Genomic DNA, 26416 nt, shown 5'->3' on the forward strand with positions numbered 1-26416 from the left:
AAATCGAGAGCGCTGCTCCAATTTGGTCGATGTGTCACTCGACGTGTTCGCGGAGCCAGAGCGGCCCTCTGACCCGCCCCTCGTCGCCCACCAGATCGGCGATCGCTCCGGCCGCGCGGTACCTGCTCACATCGTTCCCCGAGGGATCGGTGGCGAGCCGGTGCAACGCCATGACGGCCGGGTGCAGGTACCGCGGGCCGAGACCGGCCAGTCCCACGGCGATGTCAAGGTGATCCTCGGGTGGTACGCCGGGCCGTTCGAGAATGGGGATGGCCAGGGCGGCCGCGGCGCTCCTCTGGGACGGGTCCACACTCGCCAGGGCGAACAGGACCATGGCCTGTTCGTACGGTGCTCCGGTCACGCCGACCGCGAACTCCCGGAGGGCTGGCAGGGTAGGGTTGTGGGCTTTTAGGCGGGCCAGAGCCTGGATGGCCGCTAGGCGTTCTCGCGCAGAGGTGGAGGGCAGCGTCGCGAGCTCCCGTAGCACCTCGACCGCCTGCGGCAGGCTCTCAGCGTGACGAGAGATAAGGGCCTGCGTCGTCTCAAACCGGAGAGGTGGAGGAACCGACGCATCCCGTGCGGCCCGCAGCAGGGCTTCACCCGCCTCGCGCCCCAGCCGACCGGCCGAGTGGGCGGACGGGCCGCATGCTTCGTCACCGCCGGACGGCGGGCCATCCTCGGACGGTTCGGTGGCGGAGTCGCGGGACCCCGAGGAGAGCGGAGGGCGTGCGGGGGCGTCAGGCACGATGGCACTCAGGGCGTCCAGGGCCAGCGCGCGGTGCGCGGTGTCCGTCTGAGGATCAGAGATGAGCAGGCGGAGCGCCCGCACGGCCTCCGTGCGCCGTTCTTTGCCCATGTCGGCGAGGTCCAGCGCGGCGCGCCGACGGGTGCTGGCGGCGAGGCCGGGGTTTCCCGCCATCTCCGCGAGCGCGCGGAAGGCGACCTCGCGGGGCGCGTCCTCCTGCCGGGCTAGGATAAGGAGGGCTCTTCTGCGCGCGTCGTCCACCACCCCTACGTCCAGGCCGATATCCTGCAGCGTCTCGATCGCGGTGCGCCGTCCCTCGCGGCCGAGGAGCAGAAGAGCGTCTGTCACAAGGTGGCGCTGTTCGATAGGAACGGCGGGGTCACCGGCGATCTGCCGCAGCGCGGCGACGGAGTCAGGTCGTGCGGTGAGGTCCAGCGAGTCGAGTGCCAAGGCGGCCTCACCGCGTTCCCACGGGTCGGCGGAGTCGTCCCCGACGACCGCGCGAAGCAACCTGGCCGCGCGCACGCGGTTTCGGTGCCCCAGACGCGCGAGCGTTTCGGCGGCCTGGCGGCGCTCCCATGCCCGGACGGCTCGATCGCTGGCGATCGAATGGAGCAGGAGCGCGCCCCGCTCGTGATGGAGTGGGCCGATGCGCAGGAGCGACAGGGTCGCCAGGATGCGTTCGCGGCCCGTGCGCGCCCGATCCTCCGAGACTCGGATGAGCAGGTCCACCGCCCGGAAATGATGCCCTTCGCCGATGTCGGCGAGACAGGCGACGGCCAGTACACGGGGCAACTCCGCGTGCTCGAGCGGCCCGGCAGTATCGGCCGTATCGGTGGTGTCGGTGAGAGCGTGGGCGGCCTCTTCCGTATCGCCGTCGAGGGGTTCTGCTGCGGCCGGGACCGTGGAGAACGACTTCACCACACGCAACGCCCGGCGCCGAGCCTCCGGCCCCATGGTCATCAGCCGCTCGACCGCCCAGAACCGGTTCCAGGAGTCGGCCTCCGCATCCTCGGCCAGCACACCAAGGGCCTCGACGGCGAGGGCGTCGGTGTGCGGCGAGGGCATCCGGGCCAGTGACTCGGCCGCCCACCGGCGGACGAACCCTCCGGCACCGGGCTCGCGCGCGAGCCGGTCGAGGGCGTTCACGGCACGGGACAGCGTGGCCGGGCCGAGCCTCGCGAGACGACGTAAGGCGTTCAACCGGTCGTCCGGGTCGAGGGCCTGGTCGTGGGCGAATTCGTCGAGGATCTCGATACCCCGACCGCGGTGCCCGCCGCCGTTCACGATGAGCTGCCAGGCGGCCGAGCATCGCACGTCCGGTGCCGCGTGCGCCTCTGTGGCTATGACGAACAGGGCGTCCGCGGCCTGGTCCCGGTGTTCCCCGCCCAGCGTCGCCAGGTCTTGCGCCGCCTCCGCTCGTTCCCCTGGATCGACTCCGGGGTCGAGCGCGATCCGGTACAGAAGGGTCGCTGCGCTACGCCTGGACTCCCCGCCCAGCTTGGCTCGTTCCTTGGCCACCCTCCGGCGAGCGGAGGAACCGAGATCGGAGTCCTCGGCCAGCGCCCGCAGGGCGGCCTCGGCCCAGGACTTCCGCTTGTCGTCCAGCCGCATCAGATGCCACACCGCCGCCTCACGTACGGTGCTCGTCATCAGCGGGTTCGTCGCCATGAGGTGGAGGGCTTCGGCGACATCCGCACGTCGGCTGTTGTCCAACTCGCTGATGGTCGCCAAGAGATGCGGCTTATCCAGGTCGTCCCCCATGGGGTCGTCCACCAGTCCGCGGATGATCTCGATCGCCCGCGTGCGGTACCAGGGCCGTAGCTGGGCGAACTCCTTCGCCGCCCGTCCCCGGCTGTCGATGCTCTGAGCCGGGTCGGTGGCTAGGTCGTGTAGACACGCGACTGCCTCGTCGGCCTGTTCAGTGCCCTGTCTCAGCAACACGCGGACGGCATAAGATCGTTCCCATCCTTGTCGTCGCGTAGGGTCGGCGGCCAGTCGCCGCAGCGCCCGGATGGCACGCTCACGGTGCACACCCCCCAGCGCCGCGAGTGTCTCGGCGGCCTGTGGCTGATCCATCGACTCGTCGGTCGGATCGGCCGCGAGCTCACCGAGAACCGCGGCGGCCTGGTCGCGACGCTCGCTCCCGAACGAGGCGAGCTCTTCGGCGGCCTTCCTGCGATCGTAGGCGTCGACCAGCTGATCGGTCGCCACGGAGTGGAGCAGTCCCGCAGCCTGGGCGGCACCTCGATGTCCCATGCCGCCCAGGACCCGGGAGGCGAGCAGACGAGCCTTCGGTTCCGTCGTCGTGGCGGTACCGAGCTGGTGGATCAGGGCGGTGGTGGCGGGTCCGTCCTGGGGTCTGAGCGCGGCCCAGACCGCGGCGGCGAGCACACGGTGGGAGGTCGAGGTGAAGGGATCCTCCAGCAACGCGCGCACGAGCCCGAGCACGCTCGCTGAGTGCTCGTCCCCGAGCTTCGCCAGCGTGGTCGCCACCTCGAAGCGATCCTCGACCGCAACGGCGGGAGAGGCGGCGAGGCGTAGAAGGATCCCAGCCGCCCGCGCCTGCCCGTCCACGCCGAGCACGGCCAGCTTGGAAGCAGCCGGGAAGGCGGCCGTGCTGGCGAGGTCATTGCCCAGCAGGTCAAGGGCTTCCACGCACTTGGACCTGAATTCGTGCCCCAACTCGCTCAGCGCCTCGGCCGCACGGAACCGCTCGTCAGCGTCGGGGTGCGGTTCCATGGCCAGCTCGAAGAGGATCCGGGCCGCTTCACACCGTTCGTCCCTGCCGAGATCTGCCAGTTCCTCGGTTGCGACGCGGCGGTAGTAGGGGTACTTGCCGAGGTCGGTGGCCAGTTCGGTGAGGACGGCGGCGGCCTCCCGGCGGTAGGCCGTGTCGAGCAGCGCCATGATCGCCAGGGTGGATCCCCGTTCGTGTTTGTCCGTCCTCAAGTCGTTCGCGAGCCCGCGGAGCAGGTCCATCGCCATGCCATAGTAGGCACCCCCCAGTCCGGCGAGGGTTTGCGCGGCCGCCCGGCGGAACCAGTCCTGGGCACCCGTATCACTCGCCACCTCCCGCAGGGCCTCGGCAGCTCGGACACGGTGCTCACCGCCCAGCTTGGCCAGCTCTTCCCCGGCATGGATGCGCGACCAGTGGTTCACGGCCGGATCGGTCGCCAGGTCGTGGAGGATCGCGCCGGCGCGCGTGCGGTGGTCGCCACCGAGTCGGCTGAGGCTCTCCACGGCGCTCAGGCGCTGCCCGATGCCGGTTGCCGGGTCGCCGCCGAGCGTGATGAGCGTCTCTGCGGCCCGCGCGCGGTGCTCGCCGCCGAAGCGGGCGAGGGCCGTGGCGGCTTGGCAGCGGATTCGCGCAGGACGATCGGCGGCGAGGAGCGCCCGGAGCAGGAACGGGCCGTCGCGGCGCACATCGTCGGACCGTTCACGCAGCACGTCGATGAGCTGGATCTTCGCCTCCTCGCCGACGGACGAGTCATGCACCAGGGCCTCCAAGCGCCGGCGGACCTCGGCGTGGCGCGTGAGTCCCAACAGGCCACCCAGGTCGGCGGAGTCCGTGCGGGCCCTGTCCTCGGCTCGGACGAGGTAGGCGTCGAGCTGGGCTTCAGAGGTCGGCGCGCCCATGTCGACCAGCTGGTCCGCGCAGGCACGCTGGTCGAGCGTTCCCCGCTGTAGCCAGTCGAGCGGCCCTCCGTCCGGGCCCGTCAGGTGCAGGTGGTGCAGGAGTACGCGTTCGGCGGTCTCGTCCTCCAAAAGGAGGTCGCGGATCAGCGCATCCCACGGCGGCTCGCCGGGATGGAACTCCGGGAGGATCTTGGCGTGGGCGGTGGCGGCGAGGTGTTCGGCGAAGGTTTGGTGGAGGAAGCGTAGGCGTGTGCCGCTTCTGCCGAGGATGCCCGAGTGGCACAGCCATTCGGCGAGGACGTCGTCCCAGTCGTGGGGCAGGCGCGCGGGCGTCGGGGCGTGCTCGGAGAGGTAGCGTCGCGCCACCTCGATGAGCGCGGTCTCGCTCGTCGTGTACGCGGTCGCCAGGGCCTCCATCAGGTCGGCCTGGTGCTCGCGCAGCCACGTCGCCAGGGCCGGGCCGTCCGGTACAGCGTCGAGGGGGGCCAGAGTGGTGGCGGCCGTCCCGGAACGAGCCCGGGCGAACTGGGCCATGTACTCCTCGTACAGCTCGTAGCGGCCGGCGGGGAGCGGGCGGTCGCGGCGGGACTGGTGGACGTGCGCGGCGACCGTGGCCAGCAGCGGCACTTCCAGGATCTCCTCCAGGCCGGCCAGCCGCACCTGCCGCAGGAACTCCTCGGCCGCCGCGTCGCCCGAGGGGGTGTTCCCGGGGTCGAACCAGTTGCGGGCGAACTCGCGCAGGGCCTCGTCGTCGAAGGGCTGGAGCGCGTAGAAGCCGACCCGGGGCCCGCGCAGCCGGTCGATCTCCCCAGGAGAGAGGGGGCGGGTCGTGATCAGGTACCGGGCCGGGCCGTCTCCGTCGGGGACGCGGGCGGCCAGCGCGGTCAGCAGGCGCTCCCGGTCGTCCTGGTCGGGGATCTCGTCGAGGGCGTCCACGACGATCAGCCAGCGCAGGCCGTGCAGGGGGCGGGAGAACACGCCGGCAGGCACCTCGCCGTCGGGGCGTCCGTACTCGGCGGTCACCGACGCCTGGAGCGCCTCGGGCCAGCTACGGTCCAGGTGGGCGGCCAGCACGCGCGCGGGCAGCATGATCGGAATCAGGGCCGTGTCGCTGTCGACGGGAGCGTCCTGGCAGGAGAGTACGCGCTCGGCCATGTGCCGGGTCAGCACCCGGCCGAGCGTGCTCTTGCCCAGCCCGGCGGCGCCCTCGATCACCAGGTGATCGTGCCGCTCGAAGACCTGCTCGAAGGGCTGGGACAGCCCGGAGCCGGGGCGCCGCTCCTCTTCCGGGCCGTCCTCGATTCCGTCCTCCCATGGCCGGCGCGGCTCGGAGGAGGCGGTGACGCTCTGGCGGACGTAGACGCCGGACAGGGGGAGACGGCCGTGGCCGCCGCGCAGCGGGTACGGCAGGTCGTCGGCGACCTGCCGCATGATGCGGAGCACCCCGGCCACCTCCGGCGCCGCGTCCGCCAGGCCGGCCGGGCGTGAGGCGGTTACGCGGAGTCCGTCGTGCGGCGAGCGCTCCACGTGCGGTAATCGCCAGCGGGTGGACAGGACCGACGTGGGCAGCATCCAGGCGACCTTGGCCGTGCCGGTCGGGTCCTCCGTGACGACGATGCCGACCACGCGGCCGTCGTCCAGACGCTCGACGGCGGCTCCGCTGAAGCCGTGCTCGATGCGCCGGCCGATCGGTCTCGTCGCGTCGAGCTGGATCCACTCCGGGCCGCCGGGGTCGCCGACCTCGTAGGAGACCGCCCAGACGCCGGTGTCCACGCCGGGTGGATAGCCGTAGGCGTGCACGGCCGTGCCGCGCTCGGCCCGCTCGTGGAACACGGCCGGGGCGGCGCCGTCCGGGGCCGGAGCGGCCAGCGTGAGGACGGCCACGTCGCCGCGCTCGTCGCCCTGGATCGGGAACCAGCCGCCGGCCGCGACCGACGCGCTGACGCGGTGGCCGTCCGCGGTGAACGGGAAGTCGAGTTCGATCGGGTCGGCGGGAGGTTCCGAGGCGTCCGGGGGGCGGCCGAGGGCGGTGTTGACGACGTGGGCGCAGGTGAGGACGTGGTGGGGGTCGAGGAGGACGCCGGCGCCGCAGATGCCTCGGGGGCCGTGGACGCGGACCGACCAGGGGCGCATGTCAGGACTCCGTGGCGCGGTGCCAGACCAGTTTCACGGTGAGGTGGCCCTCGGCGGAGGACTTGGCGATCAGCGCGCCGGCCTCGGCGTTGAGCTTGACGCCGAGTTCGATCTCCACCTCGTCGGGTCCGGCGGCGCGGAAGGTGTCGAGGGCGGCCTCGGCGGCCTCCCTGATCGGCTGGAGGGCGGACTGCAGGGAGGTCACGGCCGCCTCGATCCGCTCCCCGGGACGCGACGCGCGCCGCACTCCCGGCGCGTCCTCGGGCAGTTCCACGATGACGTGGCCGCCGCCGGACAGGGGCATACGCATGAGCTCGCTCACATCGGCTCCGGGGGAGAGGTGAAGGGGGTCGCCTGCAGCACGTATGGCGGATCGTAACCCCCTCGGGGACGGCGGCGTGCCTTCTCCACACCCGGCCCTCCGCGTCTTCTCGACGCGCGCCCCCTCGCGTCTACTCGATGCCTGCGCCCCCTCTGCGACGGCCCCTGGTGGGCGGTGAGCGCGTCGGCCCGCATGCGAGGGCGTCGGCCCGCATACGCGCTCGTCGGCCGCATGCGCGCGCGGACGCGGTCCTCCCGTGCCTCTCCATCCACCGCTCATGCCTCGTCGCCTCGCCTCGGAGGGAGGTGTGAGAGCGATGGACATGAGTGAGAGCACTGCTCTTGACCGTTGCCGTGCTTGTGCGAGAGCATTGCTCTCGGAAGAGAGCAGGGATCGAGCTTTTGCGGGGTGGACGATGGGCGTGGCCAGGGGAGCCAACATGGGGCTGATGTTCGTGCTCGAACTGGCCGTGTATCTGGCCGTCGGGTACTGGGGGTTCACGCTGGGGGTGGCGTGGCCGGTCGGGATCCTCGTGGGGCTCGGCGCGCCGGTGATGTTCGCCGTGGTCTGGGGGCTGCTCGGGTCGCCCAAGGCGCGCGTTCCCCTCCGCGGCCCGTCGCGTGCGGTGCTGGAGGTGCTCTGGTTCGGCGGAGGCGTCGCGGCGGCCGCCGCCGCGGGCCTCACGACGGCTTCGCTCGTCTTCGCCGCGGCCTTCGCCGTCAACGCGGCCCTGCGCGTCGCCTGGGCGCAGGTCGCATAGCCGGGTCGTCCGCACCACGACCCGCCAGAAGCCGCAAAGGCTCGAAATCCCTCACGGAACACTCGGCGGCGCGCCATCGGGGCCGCCGTCACGGAAAGGACATCACCATGGGGAAGCACGTCGTCGTCGGGGCCGGGCAGGTCGGGGCGCGGCTCGTGGAGCTGCTCGCCGGCGAGGGGCACGAGGTCGTCATCGTGACCCGCTCGGGCGCGGGCCCGGAGCTGCCCGGGGTGACGCGGGTCGCGGCCGACGCCGGGGACGCCGGTCGGCTGACCGAGGTCGCGCGGAAGGCCGACGCCCTCTACAACTGCGCCAACCCCCGCTACCACCGCTGGCCGCAGGACTGGCCTCCCATCGCCGCCGCCCTGCTCCAGGCGGCCGAGACGAGCGGGGCCGTGCTCGTCACCCTGAGCAACCTGTACGGGTACGGCCCCGTCGACCGTCCGATGACCGAGGACATGCCCCTCGCCTCGACCGGCGCCAAGGGCCGCGTCCGCGCGCGCATGTGGGCCGACGCGCTCGCCGCCCACCGGGCCGGACGGCTGCGCGCCACCGAGGTGCGCGGATCGGACTACTTCGGCCCGGAGACGACCGGCCAGTCCTTCTTCGGGGACCGGTTCCTCGGCCCCGTCCTGGCGGGCAGGACCGTACGGATTCCCGCCGACCCGGGGCAGCCGCACAGCATGACCTACCTGCCGGACGTGGCGCGCGCCCTGGCGACGGCCGGGTCCGACGAGCGGGCCTGGGGCCGCGCCTGGCACGTCCCGACGAGCCCGGCCCTGACGATCCAGGAGGTGGCCGATCGGGCGGCCGCCATCGCCGGGGTCGCCGCCCCGCGCGTCAAGCCGATCCCGCACTGGGTGATGCGCGCGGGCGGGCTCTTCTCGCCGCTGCTGCGCGAGCTGGAGGAGACGCGTCACCAGTTCGTGCGCCCGTTCGTCGTGGACTCCACGGCGTTCGAGACGACGTTCGGCGTCCGGCCGACGCCGCTGGACGAGGCGCTTGTGCGCACCATCACGTGGATGCGCGCGACCAGGGCGGCATGACGGGCGATCCCGGGCGCGGCCGGCGCGGAGCCGGGATGGGATCATGCTCGGCTGGGAGGAGGCGGCCGGGGAAGGCGAACAATGCCGCGCCCGGCGGCGTCCAATCCCAAGTACGAGCACGAGCACGCACCCATGGACGGAGACACCCCCGTGAAGCTTCGGGTACCGGCGGCCGCGGCGTTGGCCGCGGCGACGGCCGCCACGCTGGCCACCCTGTCATCCCCGGCCCTCGCCTCCGCGAGCGCCGCCACTCAGCCCGCCGCCACGGCCGTGCGCCCCCTCACGGGCGCGGCCGTCTTCTACTCCTACACCGACCGCATCGGGATCGACCGGTACGAGCCCGGCAAGGGCTTCACCCGGATCAGCACCCCCTCGGACAACTTCGAGTTCGCCGCCTCGCCGGACGGCAGGAAGGTCGCCTGGATCACCCCGCGCGGCGAGGTGAAGGTGAGCCAGGGCGGCAAGGTGACGACCATCGCCAAGGGCGCGGTGAACGGCGGCCCCTGCCTGACGCCGACGTGGTCGCCCGACTCCCGGCGGGTGGCCTTCGTGAACCCGAGCAAGACCGACGCCTCCCCGGTGACGATCGTCAACCTGGACGGCACCGGCCGGCAGAAGGCGGGCGTCACCGAAGGGGTCTGCCACCTGACCTGGTCGGGCGACGGCCGCTACCTGGCCGGCTACGCGGGCTCGGCCAACGGGGTCCACAAGCTGGACCTGCGGACCGGCAAGGCGGTGAAGGCCAAGGGCATCTCCTACCCGACCCACGTGCAGAGCCTGTCGCCCAACGGCCGCAACGTGATCGTGCACATGGTGCGCAGGGGCGAGCCGCAGGGCGACGGCGGCTGGCCGAGCCTGTTCACCCCGACCATCGTCGACACGATGACCGGCAAGAAGCTGCCGATCCCGGTCAAGGGCCGGCTCGTCGGCGCGCTGTACCTGGCGGACGGACGCCTGGTGGTCCGCGTCGCCGGGCGCACGCACAACGACCTCGTGGTCCTGGACGCGACGGGCAAGCGTCTCCAGACCCTCGCCGAGCCCGCCAAGGCCAAGAACCTCGGCCTCCTGCAGGTCATCCGCTGAGCGCCCGCGCGTAGGCTCTCGGCATGGACGTGACGCGGGTGGCGATGATCGGGCTCGGGGACATCGCGGAGAAGGCGTACCTGCCGGTGCTGGCGGCGACGCCGGGGGTGGACCTGCTGCTCTGCACGCGGAACCGGGCCACGCTCGACCGCCTGGGGGACGCCTACCGGCTCCCGGAGCGGGTCACCTCCGTCGCCGAGGTGGTCTCCGCCGGGGTGGAGGCGGCGTTCGTGCACGCCGCGACCGAGGCGCACGTCGAGATCGTCGAGACGTTGCTGCGGGCCGGCGTGCACGTCTACGTGGACAAGCCCCTGGCGGACAACCTGCCCGACGCCGAGAAGCTGGCGCGGCTCGCGGAGGAGGGCGGGCGGTCGCTGATGGTCGGGTTCAACCGCAGGCACGCCCCCGGGTACGCCGCGCTGCTCGACGGGCCGCGCGACCTGGTCGTCATGCAGAAGAACCGCACGGGGCAGCCGGACGTCGCCCGGCGGGTCGTCTTCGACGACTTCATCCACGTGGTCGACACCCTGCGGTTCCTCGCGCCGGGCGATGTCTCCGGCGTGACGGTGGACGTCCGCGTCCGGGAAGGACTCCTGGAGCACGTGGTCCTGCGCCTCACCGGCGACCACGCGGCCGGGGCGTTCACGGCGATCGGGATGATGAGCAGGGTCAGTGGGGCCGCCGAGGAGACGTGTGAGGTCATCGGGGGCGGGCGCAAGCGCAGGGTCGTCAACCTCGGCGACGTGGTGGACTACTCCGGCGGCGAGACGCTGGCACGGCGCGGGGACTGGACGCCGGTCGGGCGGCAGCGGGGCATCGAGCAGCTCTGCGCCGAGTTCCTCGCCGCGGTGCGCGCCGGGCGGGTCATCTCCGCGCGTGACGCCCTGCTGACCCACGAGCTGTGCGAGCGCGTCGTCACCGCCGCCGGCTAGTCGTCCGCGACGTCCGGCGGGGGCGGTCCGTTCCGCGCGGCCTGTCGGGGAGCCGTCCCACGCGCGTCTCCGCCCCCGTGGTGAGACGCGCGTGGGAAGACGCCGGTGTACGCGGGCCGGGGAGGCGCGGGGGAGTGGACGAGCCGCGCGTCCCCGGCCCGCGGCCTCGGCGGCGCCGGGGACGCCGCGCCGGAAGTCCTCGGATCAGGGATTCGCGAGAACTCAGGGATCCGGCGGGCGTCCCCGGGCCGCGGTCTCAGCGGGAGGAGAGGTACTCCCGGCCCAGTCCGCGCAGCCGTGTGTGCGCGAACTCGTACGGGTCGGGGGCGCCGAGGTAGGCCTTGGGAAGCTTGGCGACCATCGTGTAGTTGGTGTCGCAGACGTTGCCCACCGGGGCCTCGCCGCCCTGGCTGACGAGCTGGTAGGCGTCCAGCTCGTCGAGCCCGGTGAGCGAGGCCGTCCAGGTGACCAGGTCGTGCTGGCTGATGCGGTAGGCGTCCTCCAGGGGGCGCGCCGAGCCGGTGGACATCAGGTGGCCGTCGTCCTCCATCCGCGGCCACGGCGTCGCGACGCCCTTGATCAGCTCGACGGCGACGACCGTGTTCATCGCCGCCTCGACCGCGGTGCCGCACACCTCGCCGTGGCCCTGGCGGCAGTGCCCGTCGCCGATGGAGAACAGGGCGCCCTCGACGTTGACGCCGAGGTAGACGGTGACCCCGGCCCGCAGCTCGGGGGTGTCCATGTTGCCGCCGTGCGCGTCGGGCGTGATCGTCATCCGCGCCTCCGAGGCGGCGGGCGCGACGCCGACCGTGCCGTGCATGGGGTCGAGCGGCATCTCGACGCTGAAGTCCCCGCGCCTGGCCCGGTAGCGGACGGTCCGCCGCTCCCGGTCCACCTCGTACATCCACACGACCTCGTCGAGCGGCGGGTGCAGCATCGCGGTGGTGTGGGTGGCGGTCAGCGCCCCGAAGTGCGGGAACGTGGTCGAGACCGCCCAGTCGCGCGCGGGCTCGATGGAGACGAAGTGCAGCGCGAGCGTGTCGCCGGGCTCGGCGCCGTCGACGTGGAAGGGTCCGGTGACCGGGTTGAGGTAGGGGAACTCGCAGACCTGGGACGGCAGGTCGCCCACTCCGCGGACGCGGCCGCCGAAGCAGTCCTCGGTGAACAGCTCCACGATCGTCCCGGGCTTGACCGAGCCGACGGCGGCGCGCCCGCCGAACGTGTAGGACAGCTCGTCAGGGCCGGGCCGGTAGGAGATGACGTTCACTTGTGGACCTCCGTGTTCATGCCGGACAGGTGGAGATTCCGGCCGAATATGCGCATATAGAGGAGGATCAGCACGCCGACGGCCAGCCAGATGAGGCCGACCGTCTGTGCGGCGATCTTGGCGTTGATGACGACGTAGAGCAGGATCAGGAAGCCGATGGCCGGGGCGACGAGGTGGGGCCACCAGGCGCGGCTGCGCTTGCGCACGACGTAGTGGACGACGACCGAGATGTGCAGGGCCAGGAAGGCGGTCATCGCGCCGAAGTTCACCAGCGAGCTGAGCACCGGGATGCCGTCCTCGCGGGTGCTCATGTAGAGGCCGAGCGCCAGGGACACCGCGGCGACGAGGAAGGTGGCGTTCACCGGCACCTTGTGCTTGGGGTGCACCTTGCCGAGGAAGCGCGGGAGCTGCCGGTCCCTGGCCATCGCGAACAGCAGGCGCGAGGTGGCGGCCTGCGCGACGAGGGAGTTGGCGAAGCCCCACGCGACGGCGGTGGCGACGGCGGTGAGCACGCTCAGCCAGTGGCCGCCCGCGTACTCGGCGGTGTCGTAGAAGGCGCTGCCGGCCGGGTCGCCGTTGGCGATCAACCCGGCGCGGTCGGGCGCGAGCAGCGCGGCGACCCAGGTCTGCACGATGAACAGCGCGCCCGCCAGCATCAGCGCGTAGACCATGGAGCGGCCGAGCTTGCGCGTGCTCTCGCGGCTCTCCTCGGCGAGCATCGAGATGCCGTCGAAGCCGAGGAAGGACAGCACGGCCACCGACACGGCGCCGAAGACCAGCGGCCAGGAGAAGGTCGAGGAGTCGAAGAGGGGGGTGAGCGCGCCGCCGTGGCCCTTGCCCTGGGCGAGCGCGAACAGCCCGATGACGATGAAGATCGCCAGGACGATGAGCTCGCCGACCAGCATGACGCGGTTCATCCGGGCGGTCATCTCGATGCCGAAGTAGTTGACCACCGTGTTGAGCAGGATGAAGCCGATCAGCCAACCCCAGATCGGGATGGCGGGGACGAACGACGCCATCGCCGCGCTGGCCACCAGGTAGAGCAGCGCGGGCACGAGCACGTAGTCGAGCAGGATGACCCAGCCCGCGAGGAAGCCCACCGGCGCGGCGATCCCCCGGCCCGCGTAGGTGTAGACCGAGCCGGCCATCGGGAAGGCGCGCGCCATCTGCGCGTACGACAGCGCCGTGAACGCCATCGCGACCATGCCGATGACGTAGGCGAGCGCGACCATGCCGCCCGACGCCTGGAAGACGCTGCCGAAGATGCCGAACGGCGCGATCGGCACCATGAAGATGAGCCCGTAGATCAGCAGGTCGGTGAAGCTCAGCGAGCGCTGGAGCTCCTGCTTGTAGCCGAAACGCTCGACGCCGGAGTCGGCGGGCGACGCCTGGGAGCTTGACGGCGGCGCATCGAAGGGGGAAGTCATGAAGGGCTCCTTCAAACGCAGGGCAGAGCCGTACGATAGGGCGAAACCTTGAAACCGAAAAGGTTTCCCGAGAAAGTTTTACAAAAGGGACACACGGTCGCGTGACGGCGGGCCCGGGGGCTGTGCCGCCGTGATGACCTGCGGTTTCGTACGGGTTTCCCCGGGCGTGCGCGGCGGCGTGGCCGGCGGGCGCCGCCCGGTCGTGCTGACCGTTATGTCGCTCCGGCCCGTCCTCTTCAGACGGAGGTCACCACATCGAAGTCCAGACCGTCGGCCCGTCCGACGTACACGCGCTGGTTGACCTGGCCGCCCGCCAGGGTGACCCGGCCACGGCCGCCGGTGATCGTGGTGCCGTCCGCGGCCGCCTCGATGGCGCGCACGGACGGGGAGCCCGCGCGCCGCGCCAGGGCCGCCAGCATCGCCACGCCTTCGTAGCAGCCGTGCCCGTGCCCGTTGAGCAGCGGCGCCGCGGGACCGAAGCCGCGCGTGTAGCGCTCGGCCAGCCCGAGGTTGGCGTCGGTGGTCAGGGTGCCGAAGTAGCCCATGGCGGCGTACAGCTCGCCGGTGGTGTCGCCGCCGATGGCCAGCAGCCCGTGCTCCTCCAGGGCGCCGCACAGCCGCGCGCAGCCGAGCCCGCTCGCGGTGAACGCCCGGTTGAAGGCGACGAGGTCGCTGCCGATGAGGTTGACCAGCACGGCGTCCGGCCGCACGGCGGCCAGCTCCTCGATGACGGGGCCGGTGTCGATGGTGCCGGAGGGGACGAACCGCTCGCCGACCACCGTGGCCGACCGCGCGCGCAGGTGGGCGCGGGCGGAGGCGTGCACCAGGCGCGGCCAGACGTAGTCGTTGCCGAGCAGGAACCAGCGCCGCGCCCTGCGGTTGTCGATGAGCCAGTCGAGGCCGGGGCCGACCTGGCGCGAGGCGGGCTCGCCGAGGTAGTACACGCCCGGCCGCCGCGTCCCGCCCTCGTGCGGCGGGGTGTAGACGAACGGCACCACCCCGGCGACCACGCGCTCGATGGCGACACGGACGTCGCTGGTGTGGGTGCCGACGAGTCCCTGGACGGCTCCGGCGGAGGTCAGCCCGGCGACCTCGCGCGCCACCTCGGCCGGGGGAGCGCCCGCGTCGATCAGGACCAGCTCGACCGGCCTGCCGAGCACGCCGCCGTCCGCGTTGACCTCCGAGGCGGCGAGCATGGCGCAGTTGATCGCGCACGGCCCGAGCAGGCCGAGCACCCCGGAGACGGGAACCACCAGACCGACGCGGAACGCCTCGGCCTTGAGCAGATGCGCTTCGAGGGGGTCGATGACGACCGTGACGGGATTGGTCACGCGTAAGAGTATCCTCTCGGGCACCCGCGCACGAAGGGAGTTCGGCGATGACGACGACACCTCATTTCCCGGCCAGGCATGAGGAGGCGCCGGCGTCCGGGGGTCTCGGCTCGTCGCTGGCCTACCTGCTGACCCGCGCCGAGCGCGGCGTCAACCGCGGGCTGGCGGCCGCGCTGGCGGCCGAGGACGTCACGGTGGAGCAGTGGCGCATCCTCCAGGCGCTGGCCGACGGGCGCGGGCATTCCATGGGCCACCTTGCCGAGGCCGCGCTCATGCCGCACCCCACGCTGACCAAGGCGGTGGACCGCCTCGTGGACCGGGCGGTGGTCTACCGCGGGCATGATCCGGCAGATCGCCGCAAAGTAGCGGTTTTCCTGGCAAATCGGGGCAGTGAGCTTCTGGGCCGCCTGGAGGCGGGCATCGCCGAGCACCATCGGGCGATCCTCGCGACCTATGGCGCGGCCCGGACGGAAGAGCTCATGCGCGAGCTGGAGCGCTTGGTGGAGGCACTGGGAGGCTGACCCCGGGCGAGTTCGTGCATATGGTTCATATCGCATGCTCACGAGGGGAGGCCACGTGCCCGAACTACTGGTAGGGCCGTTGCTGCGGTACGTCGACGAGGCGGTCGCCTCGGTGTGGGTCGAGACGAGCGCGCCGTGCGAGGTCACGATCGAGGCCGGGGGCCTGCGCGCCGCCGACCGCACCTTCACCGTCCACGGCCACCATTACGCGCTCGTCGACATCGAGGCCACCGGGGCCTACACCGTGGAACTGGACGGCGAGACGGTCTGGCCGCTGGACGACGCGCCGCCGAGCCGCATATGCCCGCTGCGCGAGCTCGGCAGGGTCGTCTTCGGCTCCTGCCGCACCAGCGTCCCCCACGACGACGAGCACGTCAGGACGCACGGCGTCGACATCCTGCACGCCTACGGCCGGCAGCTGATGGAGGGCGGCGACCTGCCGAGCCTCATGCTGTTCCTCGGCGACCAGGTCTACGCCGACGAGCCGTCGCAGGAGATGCTCGACTTCATCCACGCCCGCAGGCAGGACGGCCCCGACGAGATCGTCGACTACGAGGAGTACGCCGAGCTGTACCGGCAGGCGTGGACCGACCCGGTGGTCCGCTGGGTGCTGTCCACCGTCCCCACCGCGATGATCTTCGACGACCACGACGTGCGCGACGACTGGAACACCTCCGAGACCTGGCGCCGCGAGATCGCCGAGGTGCCCTGGTGGCAGACCCGCATCGTCTCGGCCCTCGGCGCCTACTGGGTGTACCAGCACATCGGCAACCTCTCGCCGTCCGAGCGCAAGGCCGACCCCGTCTACGCCGCGGTCGTGTCCGAGGGCCGCGACGGCGACGGCGGCGCCATCCTGGACGCCTTCGCCGCCAAGGCCGACGAGGACCCGGCCTCGACGCGGTGGAGCTACTCCCGCGACATCGCCGGCACGCGCCTGGTCATGCTGGACACCCGCAGCGCCAGGAAGCTCGACACCGGCGACCGCAGGATGCTCGACCAGGACGAGTGGGACTGGTTCACCGAGCTGGCCACCGGCGACGTGGACCATCTGCTCGTCGGCTCCTCGGTGCCGGTCTTCCTGCCGAGCGGCATCTTCGACGTCGAGAGCTGGAACGAGGCCGTCGCCGACGGCGCCTGGGGACGCAGGGCCGCCCGCTGGGCCGAGAAGCTGCGCCAGGCGCTCGACCTCGAACACTGGGGCGCCTTCCGCCGCTCGTTCGAGGAGTTCGGCCACGTCCTGGTCGACGTCGCCTCCGGCCGCAAGGGCCGCGCCCCCGCCACCATCGTGCTGATGTCGGGGGACGTGCACTACTCCTACCTGGCGGCGGCGGGCCCGGTCTCGGCCGACCTGGACTCCGCGCGCATCTACCAGGCCGTCTGCTCGCCCATCCGCAACCCCCTGAGCCGGGTGCTGCGCCTGGCCAACGTGATCGGCTCGTTCGGGGTCGCCAGCCTGGCCGGGATCGTCCTGGTCCGCACGGCCAAGCTGCCCCGCCGCACGCTCCGCTGGAAGATCACCGACGGCCCGTGGTTCCCCAACGCCCTCGCGTCGCTGGACCTGGACGGCCGCTCGGCCGTCGTCCGCTGGCACACCGCCCGCCCGGACTTCGAGGAGCTCACCGCCGTCCGGCTCGCGCCCTGAGCCGGACGGGCCACCGGCGGCGCGCAGTGACAGCCGGTGGCCGCCGTCCGCCGCCCTACGCGCGCCCGGCGCGGGCCGCCAGCTCGGCCAGCGCCTCGGCCAGGCGGTCGATCGCCCAGTTCAGCTCCTCCTCCGACACCACCAGCGGCGGCGCCAGCCGGATCGTCGAGCCGTGGGTGTCCTTGGCCAGCACGCCGCGCCGCATCAGCGCCTCACAGACGTCGCGGCCCGTGCCGAGCGAGGGGTCGATGTCCACCCCGGCCCACAGGCCGCGGCCCCGCACCGCCACCACGCCCTGCCCGCCGGGCCCACCGTGCCCGATCAGGCCGCGCAGGCGCTCGTGCAGCAGCGCGCCGAGCTCCCGCGCCCTGGCCTGGAACTCGCCGGTCGCCAGCAGCCCCACGACCGCCTCGCCCACGGCGCAGGCCAGCGGGTTGCCGCCGAACGTCGAACCGTGCTGCCCCGGCTTGATCACGCCGAGCACGCCGGCGTCGGCGACGACCGCGGAGACCGGCACGACCCCACCGCCGAGCGCCTTGCCCAGCACGTACATGTCCGGGACGACGCCCTCGTGGTCGCACGCGAACGTGTCGCCCGTGCGGCCGAGCCCCGACTGGATCTCGTCGGCGATGAACAGCACGTCGTGCTCGTCGCAGATCTCGCGGACCTGGGCGAGGTAGCCCGCCGGGGGCACCAGCACGCCGGCCTCGCCCTGGATCGGCTCCAGCAGCACCGCGACGGTGTTCTCGTCGATGGCCTCGCGGACCGCCTCGGCCGAGCCGTACTTGACGATCCTGAAGCCCGGCGTCGCCGGGCCGAAGCCGTCGCGGGCGTCGGGGTCGGTGGAGAAGCTCACGATCGTAGTCGTGCGGCCGTGGAAGTTGTCCTCCATGACCACGATGTTCGCCTGGTCCGGGGCGACGCCCTTGACCTCGTAGCCCCACTTGCGGGCCACCTTGATCGCGGTCTCCACGGCCTCGGCGCCGGTGTTCATGGGCAGGACCATGTCCTTGCCGCACAGCTCGGCCAGGCCCTGGCAGAAGGCCGCGAACCGGTCGTGGAAGAACGCCCGGCTGGTGAGGGTGACCCGCTGGAGCTGCTCCTGGGCGGCCCGCAGGATCACGGGGTTGCCGTGGCCGAAGTTGAGCGAGGAGTAGCCCGCCAGGCAGTCGAGGTACCGGGTGCCCTCGACGTCGGTGACCCACGCGCCGCGCGCCTCGCGCACGACGACCGGCAGCGGGTGGTAGTTGTGGGCGCTGTGCCGCTCGCTCAGCTCGATGAGCTCGCGGGTGGTCGGCGTGCTCATACGCGGATCTCCAGGGTGCAGCATTTCGGACCGCCGCCGGCCTTGCGCAGCTCGCTCAGGTCGACGGGGATGACGTTCAGTCCCCGGCGTTTCAATTCTAGCGACAGCTCGGCGGCCTCCATGTTGATCACCACGTTGTGGCCGTCGCTGACGGCGTTGAGCCCGAGCACCGCGGCGTCCTCGGCCGAGGCGAGGACGGCGCCGGGGAACATGCGGCGCAGCACCTCCTGGCTGCCGCGCGAGAAGGCGCCCGGGTAGTAGGCGACGTTGCCGCCGTCGATCGGGAACAGCGCGGTGTCGAGGTGGTAGTAGCGCGGGTCGACGAGCTGGAGGGTCACGACGGGGCGGCCGAGGAACTCCTGGGCCTCCTTGTGCGCCGTGATCGCCGTGCGGAAGCCGGTCCCGGCGAGGATCACGTCGTCCAGCGTGAGGAAGTCGCCCTCGCCCTCGTTGGTCTGGGTGGGCTGCATCACCGGGCCGTACCCGTTGTCCTGGAACCAGCGCAGGTAGGCGGGGCCCTCGGGGGCGCGCTCGACGCTGGCGAACCGGGCGCCGTACACCCGTCCGCCGGTCACCAGGGCGCCGTTCGCGGCGAAGACCATGTCCGGCAGGCCCTCGATCGGGTCGATCAGGCTGACGGTGTGACCCAGTTCCTCGTAGACGTCCCTGAGCCTCTCCCACTGGTGGACGGCGACGGTGGTGTCGGCGCCGGCGGCGGGGTCCATCCAGGGGTTGATGGCGTACTCGACCGCGAAGTACTCGGGACGGCACATGAGGTAATGCCGGGTGTGGGCCATCTATCACTCCGTCGGAAAACGGCTGGTCAGGGATGAGATCAGCCTAGAAACGGGTAACGGGCCCTGCCAGGCGCGGCGATTGCGCGGCATCGGGGATCGGTTGCGTAGTAGCGGGCCGAAACGGCGATTTGTTGCGTGCCCCGGCGTTCCGGTTTCACGGCGCGATCCCGTTGCGGGCGTGCGGGGTGTCGATGAGCCGGGACAGCACGATCACGCTCTTGGTGCGCACGACGAACGGCTCGGCCGCCACCCGCTCGATGACCTGCTCGACGTGCCGGACGTCGGTGGCGCGGATGTGCAGCAGCGCGTCGGCCTCGCCGGTGATCGTGCAGGCGGAGATGACCTCGGGGTGCCGCGCGACGGCGGCGCCGATCTCGGCGGGGGAGGTCTTGCCCCGGCAGAACAGCTCGACGTACGCCTCGGTGGTCCAGCCGAGCGCGGAGGGGTCGACGCGCGCGGTGAAGCCGGTGATGGCGCCGGTGCTCAGCAGGCGGTCCACCCGGCGCTTGACCGCGGGGGCCGACAGGCCGATCCGCTGCCCGATCTCCGCGTACGTCGAGCGGGCGTCCTCGACCAGGGCCCCGACGATCGCACGATCAAGCGCATCCAGCTCCACGGGCACCTGTATACAGCCCGTCCGCCACCCGCACACTTTCCGGGGTCACCTCAAAGTTTAAGTGACTCCAAGTTTGGTGTTACTCTACTCGGCATGATTCGCGCCAGAGGTCTGCGCCGGACCTTCGCCACCAAGACCGCCACGATCGACGCCGTCCAAGGGGTGGATCTCGACGTCTCGCCCGGTGAGATCGTCGGGTTCCTCGGGCCCAACGGCGCGGGGAAGACCACCACGATGCGCATGCTCACCACGCTGCTGCGCCCCACCGGAGGCACGGCCACCGTCGCGGGCCACGACCTGCTGACCGAGCCCGCCGAGGTCAGGCGCCGCATCGGCTACGTGCCCCAGGGCGGCGCCATCGGCCCCGGCGGGCTGCTCGGCGAGGAGCTCGAACTCCAGGCCCGGCTGTACGGCATGGGCCGCGCCGAGGCCCGCGCCCGGGCGTCCGCCGCCCTCGCCGAGTTCGGCCTCGACGGCATGGCCGGCCGCCCCGCGGGGTCGCTGTCGGGCGGGGAGCGGCGGCGGGCCGACATCGCCATGGGCCTCGTCCACGAGCCCGCCCTGCTCTTCCTGGACGAGCCCTCGACCGGCCTCGATCCGCGCGCCCGCGCCGGGCTCTGGGAGCACATCCGGCGGTCGCGATCGGAGGCCGGGCTGACCGTCTTCCTCAGCACCCACTACCTGGACGAGGCCGACGCCCTCTGCGACCGCGTCCTGATCATGAACGCCGGCCGCGTCGCGGGCGAGGGGGCCCCCGCCGACCTGAAGAGCCGCATCGGCCCCGCCGCCACCCTCGACGACGTCTTCCTCACCCTCACCGGCCGTCCTCTGAAGGAGACCCCCGCCGCATGACCGCCCTGATCCTCGCCAGGTTCTACATCCGCCAGACGATGCGCACCAAGGCGGCGCTGGTGTTCGGCGCGCTGCAGCCGGTGCTGTTCCTGTTCCTGTTCGGCCCGCTGTTCGCACGCAGCGGCGTCGGGTCCTGGGACGTCCTCGTCCCCGGCCTGCTCATGCAGCTCGGGCTGCTCAGCGCGGGCATGAGCGGCTTCGGCATCGTCTTCGACCAGCGCTTCGGCGTGCTGGAACGCCTGCGCGTCACCCCGGCGGGCCGCGTCTCCCTGCTGCTCGGCCGCGTGCTGAAGGACGCGCTGGTCCTGCTGATCCAGGCGGCCGGCCTCATCGCCCTCGGCTACGCCCTCGGCCTGCGCGCGCCGCTCCCCGGCGTCCTGCTCGGCACGCTGCTGGTCCTGCTGCTCGCGATCGGCCTGGCCTCGCTGTCGTACGCGATCGCGCTCACCCTGAACCAGGACCTGTTCGCGCCCATCATGAGCACGGTGCTGGTCCCGCTGCTCCTGCTCTCCGGCGCGCTGCTCCCCATGACCCTGGCCCCGGCCTGGCTGGACGTGCTGTCCCACCTCACGCCGTTCCGCTACGCGGTGGACGCCCTGCGCGCCCTCTACGCCGGCGCCTACACCTCCGCCCCCGCCCTCGTCGGCGCCGCCGTCACCCTCGCCTTCACCGTCCTGACCCTCGCCCTGGCCACCCGCCGCTTCCACCACGAGAACGCCTGACGTCCGAAAGACCAAGGAGGCGGGAGCGCGACCGCTCCCGCCTCCTTGGTCATGCCCTCACGCCTTGTCGGCCTCGCCGGTGGCCTGTTCCATGGCCTCCTCGGGGGAGGCCTCCAGGTCGTCGGAGGCCTGGGCGGGAGAGGCCTGCTTGTCCAGGCGCACCCAGCTCGTGACGCTCTCGACGGCGAACAGCACGCCGAGGTACAGGCACAGGGCGGCCACGACCCAGGTGAGCACGCCGAGGGCCGCGCCCACGCCGAGCAGGAGCAGGCGGGTCTCCCAGCCGAGGCCGGCCTGGAACACCCACGGGGCCGGCCAGATGCCCTGGCGGGTGCGGTACACCGTGTCGTAGGTGTGGTAGCCGACCACGTAGATCAGCACGAACAGCAGCCACTTGGGGGTGTCCGCCGCCAGGCCGAGCAGGATGACGGTGAGGAACTCGGCGCCCCGGAGCAGCGGCGGGACCAGCCAGTCGAACCGGCCCAGGTGGTCGCGCGGCGCGGTGGGGATCACCAGCACGAGCATCGCGACCACCGGCAGCAGCATGACCGCGCCCGTGCCGTCCCCGAGCAGGCCGCTCGCGCCGATCGCGATCACGGCGGCCAGCGCCACGAGGGTGGCGGGGACCGGGGGCAGGCCCGGCCCCATCGCGCCGCGCAGCAGCGCCACCAGCGGGCCGTCGTCCCGGTAGGCGAGCAGGCGCGCCGTCTGCACGCGGCGGCGCTCCTCGTCGGGGTCGGGGACGGGGGCGGCGGCGGCCTGCGGATGGGTGATCATGCGAGCGACCTCATGAGACGTCCGGTGAGCGTGTAGGCGGCGGCGATCGTGCCCCAGATGACCAGCGTGAGGAACGTGATGCGGGGCTCGAAGATCGCCGCGGTGATCGCGATGGCGGCGAACCGCTCGCCGATCGGGAAGACGATCATCTTGCGCGCCCAGTGGACGGCGCGGAACCGCCCGGCGCGCGTCCAGAGCTTGAGCAGGCCGCGCACGCCGCCGGTGCGGGTGTTGCGGCGCTTCTCCAGCGCGTCGCGCAGAGGACGGTCGTCGGGGACGTTCAGCGCCAGCGTGGGCAGGGGGACCGGCGGCTTGCGGCGGTTGGCCACGCCGAAGGAGAAGTCCAGCAGGTGGCGCACGGACTGCACCGACAGGGCGACCAGCGCCAGCGTCCAGACGTCGCCCTGGCCCGCGACGAGCGAGCCGACGGCGAGGCCCGCGAACACGACGTACTCCTTGGCGCGGTCGAAGGTCGCGTCCAGCCAGGCGCCGAGCACGCCGAACTTGCGGGCGTACCGGGCGAGCTGGCCGTCCACGCAGTCGAACACGAAGGCGAAGTAGATCAGCAGGCCGCCGGCCACCGCGCCCGCGCGCGTGCCCGTCGCGAAGGCCACCGCCGAGAGCACGCCGAGCGCGATCGAGATCAGCGTGACCTGGTTCGGGGTGAGGCCGCGCCGGGCCGCCCAGCGGGCGATGAAGCGCGAGTAGGTGCTGACGAAGTACGTGGTGAAGAAGCCGTCCGCGCCCTTGACCGCGTTGTTGAGCCGCGCCCGGTCCTCGTCGATGCCGGCCATGGCGGCCACGGCGGCGTCGGTCTCGGCCTGGGAGCGGACGCGGGCGTAGAACAGGTCCCTGCGGCCGCGGATGCCGACCGACACGCCCCTGCGGACCAGGCCCAGCACGAGGAGCTGGACGAGATCGTCCTCGGGCCCGAACAGGTGCGCCATGTCGGCCAGCTCGCGCGCGGCCTCGGCCAGGACGGCGGCGTGCCGCTGGTGGACGTGCACCGGGCCGAGCAGGACGGCGTTCGGGCGGGTGACCGCGTGGAAGGCCGAGCCCACGGACACCACGCGGGTGCGGCTCACGCGGGCCCGGACCATGAGGCCTTCGAGGTCGCGGTCGCCGATCTCCGGCTCGGCCTCCTCGATGGGGACGTCGTAGCCGACCGGCTCGCCGTTCTCGTCCTCCTCGCGGGGCTCCTTGGCGACCAGGGCGAGCGCGCCGCGCTTGGACTTGATGATCTGGTAGATCAGCTCGTCGTGGACGACGGCCCCGGAGGGGATGAGGAAGAGGTTGTCGCCCGCGGTCTCGGCGGCGTCGGCGAGCGCCCGCAGGTCGGCGGCGGTGTCGGCGGACTCGACGACCCGCGCGGCATGCCGGCGGTGATCGTCGGCGTCGGCGGGGCGGACGATGGCGACGGGCTCCGGGTCCATGGCGGTGAGCTGGCCGTACAGCCGTGCCAGGACGGTAGGGGAGCCGGGGAGCGACGTCAGCGCCAGGCGGGCGGGCGGGACGTTCGGCTCGTCGTAAGCGATCGGGCCGGGCGAGGCGCCCAGCAGGACCACGCGGGTCATGTCACCCTTTCAGGCAGCGTGCGGGGACCGGCGGCGGACATCTCAGGGCGTCGCCAGGGGAAAAAGTTTAGTGACTGTTCGCCTGGAGGATGCCATCGAGGGTTGACCCGAGATCGATTCGTCGCTTGGCGGTGTCAGATCACCTTTATTGAATTTTGAGCGGTTTTACGATGTTTGTCCATATTTGTAGGCGTCGCATGTCGGGATTCAGCCCCCCGAACGGCATCGGGGCCGTCGCGGCGCGTCCGCGCATCTCTAGACTGGGCGGGTGAACCTCTACCGCGACGAGGGCATCGTGCTGCGCACCCAGAAGCTGGGCGAGGCCGACCGTATCGTCACGGTCCTGACCAGACGCACGGGCAAGGTCCGCGGGGTCGCCAAGGGCGTCCGGCGCACCATGTCCAGGTTCGGCGCGCGGCTCGAACCCTTCACGCACATCGACGTGCAGTTCCACACCGGGCGCTCGCTCGACGTGGTCACCCAGGTCGAGACGCTCAGGCCGTACGGCGAGGCCCTGGTCTCCGACTACCCCCGCTACACCGCGGGAACCGCCATGCTGGAGACCGCCGACCGTCTGGTCATGGGCGAGAAGGAACCCGCGCTGCGGCAGTTCCTGCTGCTGGTCGGCGGCCTGCGCACCCTCGCGGACGGCGACCACGAGGCCCGGCTGGTCCTCGACGCCTACTTCCTGCGCTCGCTGGCCGTCGCCGGATACGCCCCCGCGCTCGACTCCTGCGCGCGCTGCTCCACGCCCGCCATCCGGGCCTTCGCCATCGCGGCGGGCGGCGTGGTCTGCGGCGGCTGCCGTCCACCCGGCGCCGCCGTCCCCGCGGCCGAGACCATCGGCCTCATGATCGCCCTCACCCGCGGCGACTGGGCCTCCGCCGACGCCTCCGAGCAGCGCCACCGCGCCGAGTGCAGCGGCCTGGTCGCGGCTTACCTGCAATGGCACCTCGAACACGGAATACGCTCGCTACGACACGTCGAGCGGGTCTGAGACCGCCCGGTCGTCGCGGCACTCCCGACACCCACAGGAGAAGCAGATCGTGAACGTCCGTCCGCCGAGCCCGCACCCGTCGGGGGCCGTGCCCCCGTCGATCCCGCGGGACCTGATCCCCCGGCACGTCGCCATCGTCATGGACGGCAACGGGCGGTGGGCCAAGGCCAGGGGGCTGCCGAGGACGGAGGGACACCGGGCGGGGGAGGCGTCGCTGTTCGACGTGATCGAGGGGGCCATCGAGCTCGGCATCCCCAACCTGTCGGCCTACGCCTTCTCGACCGAGAACTGGCGCCGATCCCCGGACGAGGTGCGCTTCCTCATGGGGTTCAACCGCGAGGTGATCCGCAGGCGCAGGGACGAGCTGAACGCCATGGGCGTGCGCGTCCGCTGGGCCGGACGGCCCGGCAGGCTGTGGAAGAGCGTCATCAACGAGCTCCAGGAGGCGGAGCAGATGACGCGCGGCAACCGCACGCTGAACCTGCAGTTCTGCGTCAACTACGGCGGCCGCGCCGAGATCGTCGACGCCGCCGTGCGCCTGGCCGAGGACATCGCCGCCGGCCGGGTCAAGCCCGGCAAGGTCTCCGAGCGCGTCTTCGCCCGCTACCTGGACGAGCCCGAGATGCCGGACGTCGACCTGTTCCTGCGGTCCTCCGGCGAGCAGCGCACGTCCAACTTCCTGCTCTGGCAGTCCGCCTACGCCGAGATGGTCTTCCTCAACCGGCTCTGGCCCGACTTCGACCGCCGCGACCTCTGGCAGGCCTGCGAGGTCTACGCCAAGCGCGACAGAAGGTACGGCGGCGCTGTGCCCAACCCCGTGGCCGATCCCGACCCCGACCTCGACCTCGACTGAGGTCTCAAGCCCTCCTGCGGGCCCGGTAGGCGGCGACGTGCATGCGGTTGCCGCAGGTGCGGCTGTCGCAGTAGACGCGGGAGCGGTTGCGGGACTCGTCCACGAAGACCTTGTCGCAGTCGGGGGCGGCGCAGGTGCGCAGCCGCTCCCACTCGTTCTCGACCAGCAGGTGGGCCAGCGCCACCCCGCAGTCGGCCGCGAGGTGCTCGGCGGCCGACGCCCCCGGCGCGAAGTAGTGGACGTGCAGCGGCCAGCCGTCGTGCTCGGTCAGGCGGGCCGCGATGCGGGTGCGCTCCAGCAGGACGTTCAGCAGGGTCACCGCCGCGCCCGCGTCGGGCGCGGCGAACACCTCCTGGAAGGTCGCGCGCAGGGCGCGCACCTCGGCCAGGTCGGCCTCGGTGACGGACCCGAGGCCGCTCACCTGGTGACGTTCCAGGTAGGCGTGCAGGGCGGCGACGTCGGTGAGCCAGTCAGGGCCGCCGGTCTCGGGCGCGGAGTTGACCAGATCGGCGGCCGCGGCGAGCGAGCACACCATGTCATGACTCAACGGCATGGGCTCCCCCTCGGGCGGGGCGCGGGCGGGCCGCGCGCACGGCGGTTTCCACGTCGAGGGCGGCGAGGCCCTCCCGTTTCCCCTTCCCGGAAGCGTATCCCGACTTCGCGCGGGCGCGTCCCGCCGTTGTCAGCCCGCCGAGGCGACCTGCGCGCAGGAGCCGCAGGTGCCGAACACCTCGACGGTGTGCGTGACCGCCGTGAAGCCGTGCTCGGCGCCCACCGCCTCGGCCCACCGCTCGACGGCGGGCCCGGCCACCTCGACCGTGTGGCCGCAGCGCCGGCACACCAGGTGATGGTGGTGGGTGCCGGTGGCGCAGGCGCGGTAGACCGACTCGCCGTCGTCGGTGCGCAGGACGTCGACCTGGCCGGAGTCGGCCAGCGACTGGAGCGCACGGTACACGGTGGTGAGGCCGATCTTCGCCCCACCGGCCCGCATCTCTGCGTAGATGTCCTGAGCGCTGCGGAATCCCTCGCTTAGCTGGAGAATGTCCCGTACGGCGTCACGGCGGCTCGTCATGG

22 protein-coding genes are annotated in these 26416 nt (G+C 72.2%); 10 read left to right on the forward strand and 12 right to left on the reverse strand.

The window, feature by feature from the left end; translation table 11 throughout:
* Positions 1–34 precede the first annotated feature (34 nt).
* Positions 35–6517 (reverse strand): serine protease, encoded by a 6483-nt coding sequence (locus BJ981_RS22655; protein WP_184613503.1) that lies wholly within the window; start codon positions 6515–6517, stop codon positions 35–37.
* Position 6518: 1 nt separating this feature from the next.
* Positions 6519–6839, reverse strand: a complete 321-nt coding sequence (locus tag BJ981_RS22660) for a CU044_2847 family protein (protein ID WP_184613505.1) — start codon at positions 6837–6839, stop codon at positions 6519–6521.
* A gap of 439 nt (positions 6840–7278) precedes the next feature.
* Here BJ981_RS22660 and BJ981_RS22665 point away from each other — a divergent pair, with 439 nt between their 5' ends.
* The 4 genes from BJ981_RS22665 (at position 7279) to BJ981_RS22680 (ending at position 10660) form a co-directional block, all read left to right on the forward strand.
* The gene (locus BJ981_RS22665; protein WP_239139007.1) at positions 7279–7599 is read left to right on the forward strand and encodes a YrdB family protein; all 321 of its coding nucleotides are present in this window, start codon (positions 7279–7281) and stop codon (positions 7597–7599) included.
* Between the two features lie 107 nt (positions 7600–7706).
* On the forward strand, positions 7707–8645 hold the full coding sequence (locus tag BJ981_RS22670; protein ID WP_184613509.1) for an NAD-dependent epimerase/dehydratase family protein: 939 nt from the start codon (positions 7707–7709) through the stop codon (positions 8643–8645).
* Between the two features lie 150 nt (positions 8646–8795).
* Complete coding sequence (locus BJ981_RS22675) at positions 8796–9728, forward strand: TolB-like translocation protein (RefSeq protein WP_184613511.1); 933 nt, start codon at positions 8796–8798, stop codon at positions 9726–9728.
* 23 nt (positions 9729–9751) lie between these two features.
* The gene (locus tag BJ981_RS22680) at positions 9752–10660 is read left to right on the forward strand and encodes a Gfo/Idh/MocA family protein (protein WP_184613513.1); all 909 of its coding nucleotides are present in this window, start codon (positions 9752–9754) and stop codon (positions 10658–10660) included.
* Positions 10661–10916: 256 nt separating this feature from the next.
* Here BJ981_RS22680 and BJ981_RS22685 read toward each other — a convergent pair whose 3' ends face one another.
* The 3 genes from BJ981_RS22685 to BJ981_RS22695 all read right to left on the reverse strand — a co-directional run bounded on the left by BJ981_RS22685 (position 10917) and on the right by BJ981_RS22695 (position 14685).
* On the reverse strand, positions 10917–11927 hold the full coding sequence (locus BJ981_RS22685; RefSeq protein ID WP_184613515.1) for an acetamidase/formamidase family protein: 1011 nt from the start codon (positions 11925–11927) through the stop codon (positions 10917–10919).
* Positions 11924–13354: an APC family permease gene (locus tag BJ981_RS22690; protein ID WP_184613517.1), complete on the reverse strand. Its 1431-nt coding sequence runs from the start codon at positions 13352–13354 to the stop codon at positions 11924–11926. The genes BJ981_RS22685 and BJ981_RS22690 overlap by 4 nt, the downstream gene beginning before the upstream one ends.
* A 236-nt stretch (positions 13355–13590) precedes the next feature.
* Positions 13591–14685: a substrate-binding domain-containing protein gene (locus BJ981_RS22695; RefSeq protein ID WP_184613519.1), complete on the reverse strand. Its 1095-nt coding sequence runs from the start codon at positions 14683–14685 to the stop codon at positions 13591–13593.
* Positions 14686–14732: 47 nt separating this feature from the next.
* Between BJ981_RS22695 and BJ981_RS22700 the strand changes: the two genes are divergently transcribed.
* Together BJ981_RS22700 and BJ981_RS22705 are read left to right on the forward strand one after the other, a co-directional pair.
* The gene (locus tag BJ981_RS22700) at positions 14733–15206 is read left to right on the forward strand and encodes a MarR family winged helix-turn-helix transcriptional regulator (protein WP_184613521.1); all 474 of its coding nucleotides are present in this window, start codon (positions 14733–14735) and stop codon (positions 15204–15206) included.
* A gap of 55 nt (positions 15207–15261) precedes the next feature.
* Positions 15262–16848: an alkaline phosphatase D family protein gene (locus BJ981_RS22705; protein ID WP_184613523.1), complete on the forward strand. Its 1587-nt coding sequence runs from the start codon at positions 15262–15264 to the stop codon at positions 16846–16848.
* A 55-nt stretch (positions 16849–16903) separates the two neighbouring features.
* Here the strand turns inward: BJ981_RS22705 and rocD are convergent, their stop codons facing one another.
* The 3 genes from rocD to BJ981_RS22720 all read right to left on the reverse strand — a co-directional run bounded on the left by rocD (position 16904) and on the right by BJ981_RS22720 (position 19567).
* Positions 16904–18154, reverse strand: coding sequence for an ornithine--oxo-acid transaminase (gene rocD / locus BJ981_RS22710; protein WP_184613525.1), 1251 nt, complete (start codon positions 18152–18154; stop codon positions 16904–16906).
* Positions 18151–18951 (reverse strand): dimethylargininase, encoded by an 801-nt coding sequence (ddaH, locus tag BJ981_RS22715; protein ID WP_221314750.1) that lies wholly within the window; start codon positions 18949–18951, stop codon positions 18151–18153. The genes rocD and ddaH overlap by 4 nt, the downstream gene beginning before the upstream one ends.
* A gap of 154 nt (positions 18952–19105) precedes the next feature.
* On the reverse strand, positions 19106–19567 hold the full coding sequence (locus tag BJ981_RS22720; RefSeq protein ID WP_184613527.1) for an Lrp/AsnC family transcriptional regulator: 462 nt from the start codon (positions 19565–19567) through the stop codon (positions 19106–19108).
* Positions 19568–19660: 93 nt separating this feature from the next.
* Between BJ981_RS22720 and BJ981_RS22725 the strand changes: the two genes are divergently transcribed.
* A complete protein-coding gene (locus BJ981_RS22725) occupies positions 19661–20419 on the forward strand; it encodes an ABC transporter ATP-binding protein (protein ID WP_184613529.1) in 759 nt (252 codons plus the stop codon).
* Positions 20416–21141, forward strand: coding sequence for an ABC transporter permease (locus tag BJ981_RS22730; protein WP_184613531.1), 726 nt, complete (start codon positions 20416–20418; stop codon positions 21139–21141). Before BJ981_RS22725 ends, BJ981_RS22730 begins: the two co-directional genes overlap by 4 nt.
* Before the next feature lie 57 nt (positions 21142–21198).
* Here BJ981_RS22730 and BJ981_RS22735 read toward each other — a convergent pair whose 3' ends face one another.
* Both BJ981_RS22735 and BJ981_RS22740 read right to left on the reverse strand, forming a co-directional pair.
* On the reverse strand, positions 21199–21918 hold the full coding sequence (locus BJ981_RS22735) for a DUF5941 domain-containing protein (RefSeq protein WP_184613532.1): 720 nt from the start codon (positions 21916–21918) through the stop codon (positions 21199–21201).
* Positions 21915–23492, reverse strand: coding sequence for a CDP-alcohol phosphatidyltransferase family protein (locus tag BJ981_RS22740; RefSeq protein WP_184613534.1), 1578 nt, complete (start codon positions 23490–23492; stop codon positions 21915–21917). The genes BJ981_RS22735 and BJ981_RS22740 overlap by 4 nt, the downstream gene beginning before the upstream one ends.
* Before the next feature lie 268 nt (positions 23493–23760).
* Between BJ981_RS22740 and recO the strand changes: the two genes are divergently transcribed.
* Together recO and BJ981_RS22750 are read left to right on the forward strand one after the other, a co-directional pair.
* Positions 23761–24489, forward strand: coding sequence for a DNA repair protein RecO (gene recO, locus BJ981_RS22745; RefSeq protein ID WP_184613536.1), 729 nt, complete (start codon positions 23761–23763; stop codon positions 24487–24489).
* A 49-nt stretch (positions 24490–24538) separates the two neighbouring features.
* Positions 24539–25342 carry an isoprenyl transferase gene (locus tag BJ981_RS22750; protein ID WP_184613538.1) on the forward strand — a complete coding sequence of 268 codons (804 nt, stop codon included), beginning with the start codon at positions 24539–24541 and terminating at the stop codon, positions 25340–25342.
* A gap of 4 nt (positions 25343–25346) precedes the next feature.
* On the opposite strand, the gene BJ981_RS22755 is transcribed toward BJ981_RS22750, so the two are convergent.
* Positions 25347–25895 carry a CGNR zinc finger domain-containing protein gene (locus tag BJ981_RS22755; RefSeq protein WP_184613540.1) on the reverse strand — a complete coding sequence of 183 codons (549 nt, stop codon included), beginning with the start codon at positions 25893–25895 and terminating at the stop codon, positions 25347–25349.
* Between the two features lie 129 nt (positions 25896–26024).
* Positions 26025–26414, reverse strand: a complete 390-nt coding sequence (locus BJ981_RS22760) for a Fur family transcriptional regulator (RefSeq protein WP_184613542.1) — start codon at positions 26412–26414, stop codon at positions 26025–26027.
* Between the last annotated feature and the right edge of the window lie 2 nt (positions 26415–26416).

This window comes from Sphaerisporangium krabiense (assembly GCF_014200435.1).
Taxonomy (GTDB): Bacteria; Actinomycetota; Actinomycetes; order Streptosporangiales; family Streptosporangiaceae; genus Sphaerisporangium; species Sphaerisporangium krabiense.

Coding starts and splice junctions, on each gene's coding strand:
- ddaH (WP_221314750.1), bottom strand. CDS start 18,951: ATGGCCCACACCCGGCATTACCTCATGTGCCGTCCCGAGTACTTCGCG.
- BJ981_RS22740 (WP_184613534.1), bottom strand. CDS start 23,492: ATGACCCGCGTGGTCCTGCTGGGCGCCTCGCCCGGCCCGATCGCTTAC.
- BJ981_RS22670 (WP_184613509.1), top strand. CDS start 7,707: ATGGGGAAGCACGTCGTCGTCGGGGCCGGGCAGGTCGGGGCGCGGCTC.
- BJ981_RS22755 (WP_184613540.1), bottom strand. CDS start 25,895: ATGCCGTTGAGTCATGACATGGTGTGCTCGCTCGCCGCGGCCGCCGAT.
- BJ981_RS22700 (WP_184613521.1), top strand. CDS start 14,733: ATGACGACGACACCTCATTTCCCGGCCAGGCATGAGGAGGCGCCGGCG.
- BJ981_RS22665 (WP_239139007.1), top strand. CDS start 7,279: ATGGGGCTGATGTTCGTGCTCGAACTGGCCGTGTATCTGGCCGTCGGG.
- BJ981_RS22655 (WP_184613503.1), bottom strand. CDS start 6,517: ATGCGCCCCTGGTCGGTCCGCGTCCACGGCCCCCGAGGCATCTGCGGC.
- BJ981_RS22735 (WP_184613532.1), bottom strand. CDS start 21,918: ATGATCACCCATCCGCAGGCCGCCGCCGCCCCCGTCCCCGACCCCGAC.
- BJ981_RS22760 (WP_184613542.1), bottom strand. CDS start 26,414: ATGACGAGCCGCCGTGACGCCGTACGGGACATTCTCCAGCTAAGCGAG.
- BJ981_RS22730 (WP_184613531.1), top strand. CDS start 20,416: ATGACCGCCCTGATCCTCGCCAGGTTCTACATCCGCCAGACGATGCGC.
- rocD (WP_184613525.1), bottom strand. CDS start 18,154: ATGAGCACGCCGACCACCCGCGAGCTCATCGAGCTGAGCGAGCGGCAC.
- BJ981_RS22680 (WP_184613513.1), top strand. CDS start 9,752: ATGGACGTGACGCGGGTGGCGATGATCGGGCTCGGGGACATCGCGGAG.
- BJ981_RS22725 (WP_184613529.1), top strand. CDS start 19,661: ATGATTCGCGCCAGAGGTCTGCGCCGGACCTTCGCCACCAAGACCGCC.
- BJ981_RS22690 (WP_184613517.1), bottom strand. CDS start 13,354: ATGACTTCCCCCTTCGATGCGCCGCCGTCAAGCTCCCAGGCGTCGCCC.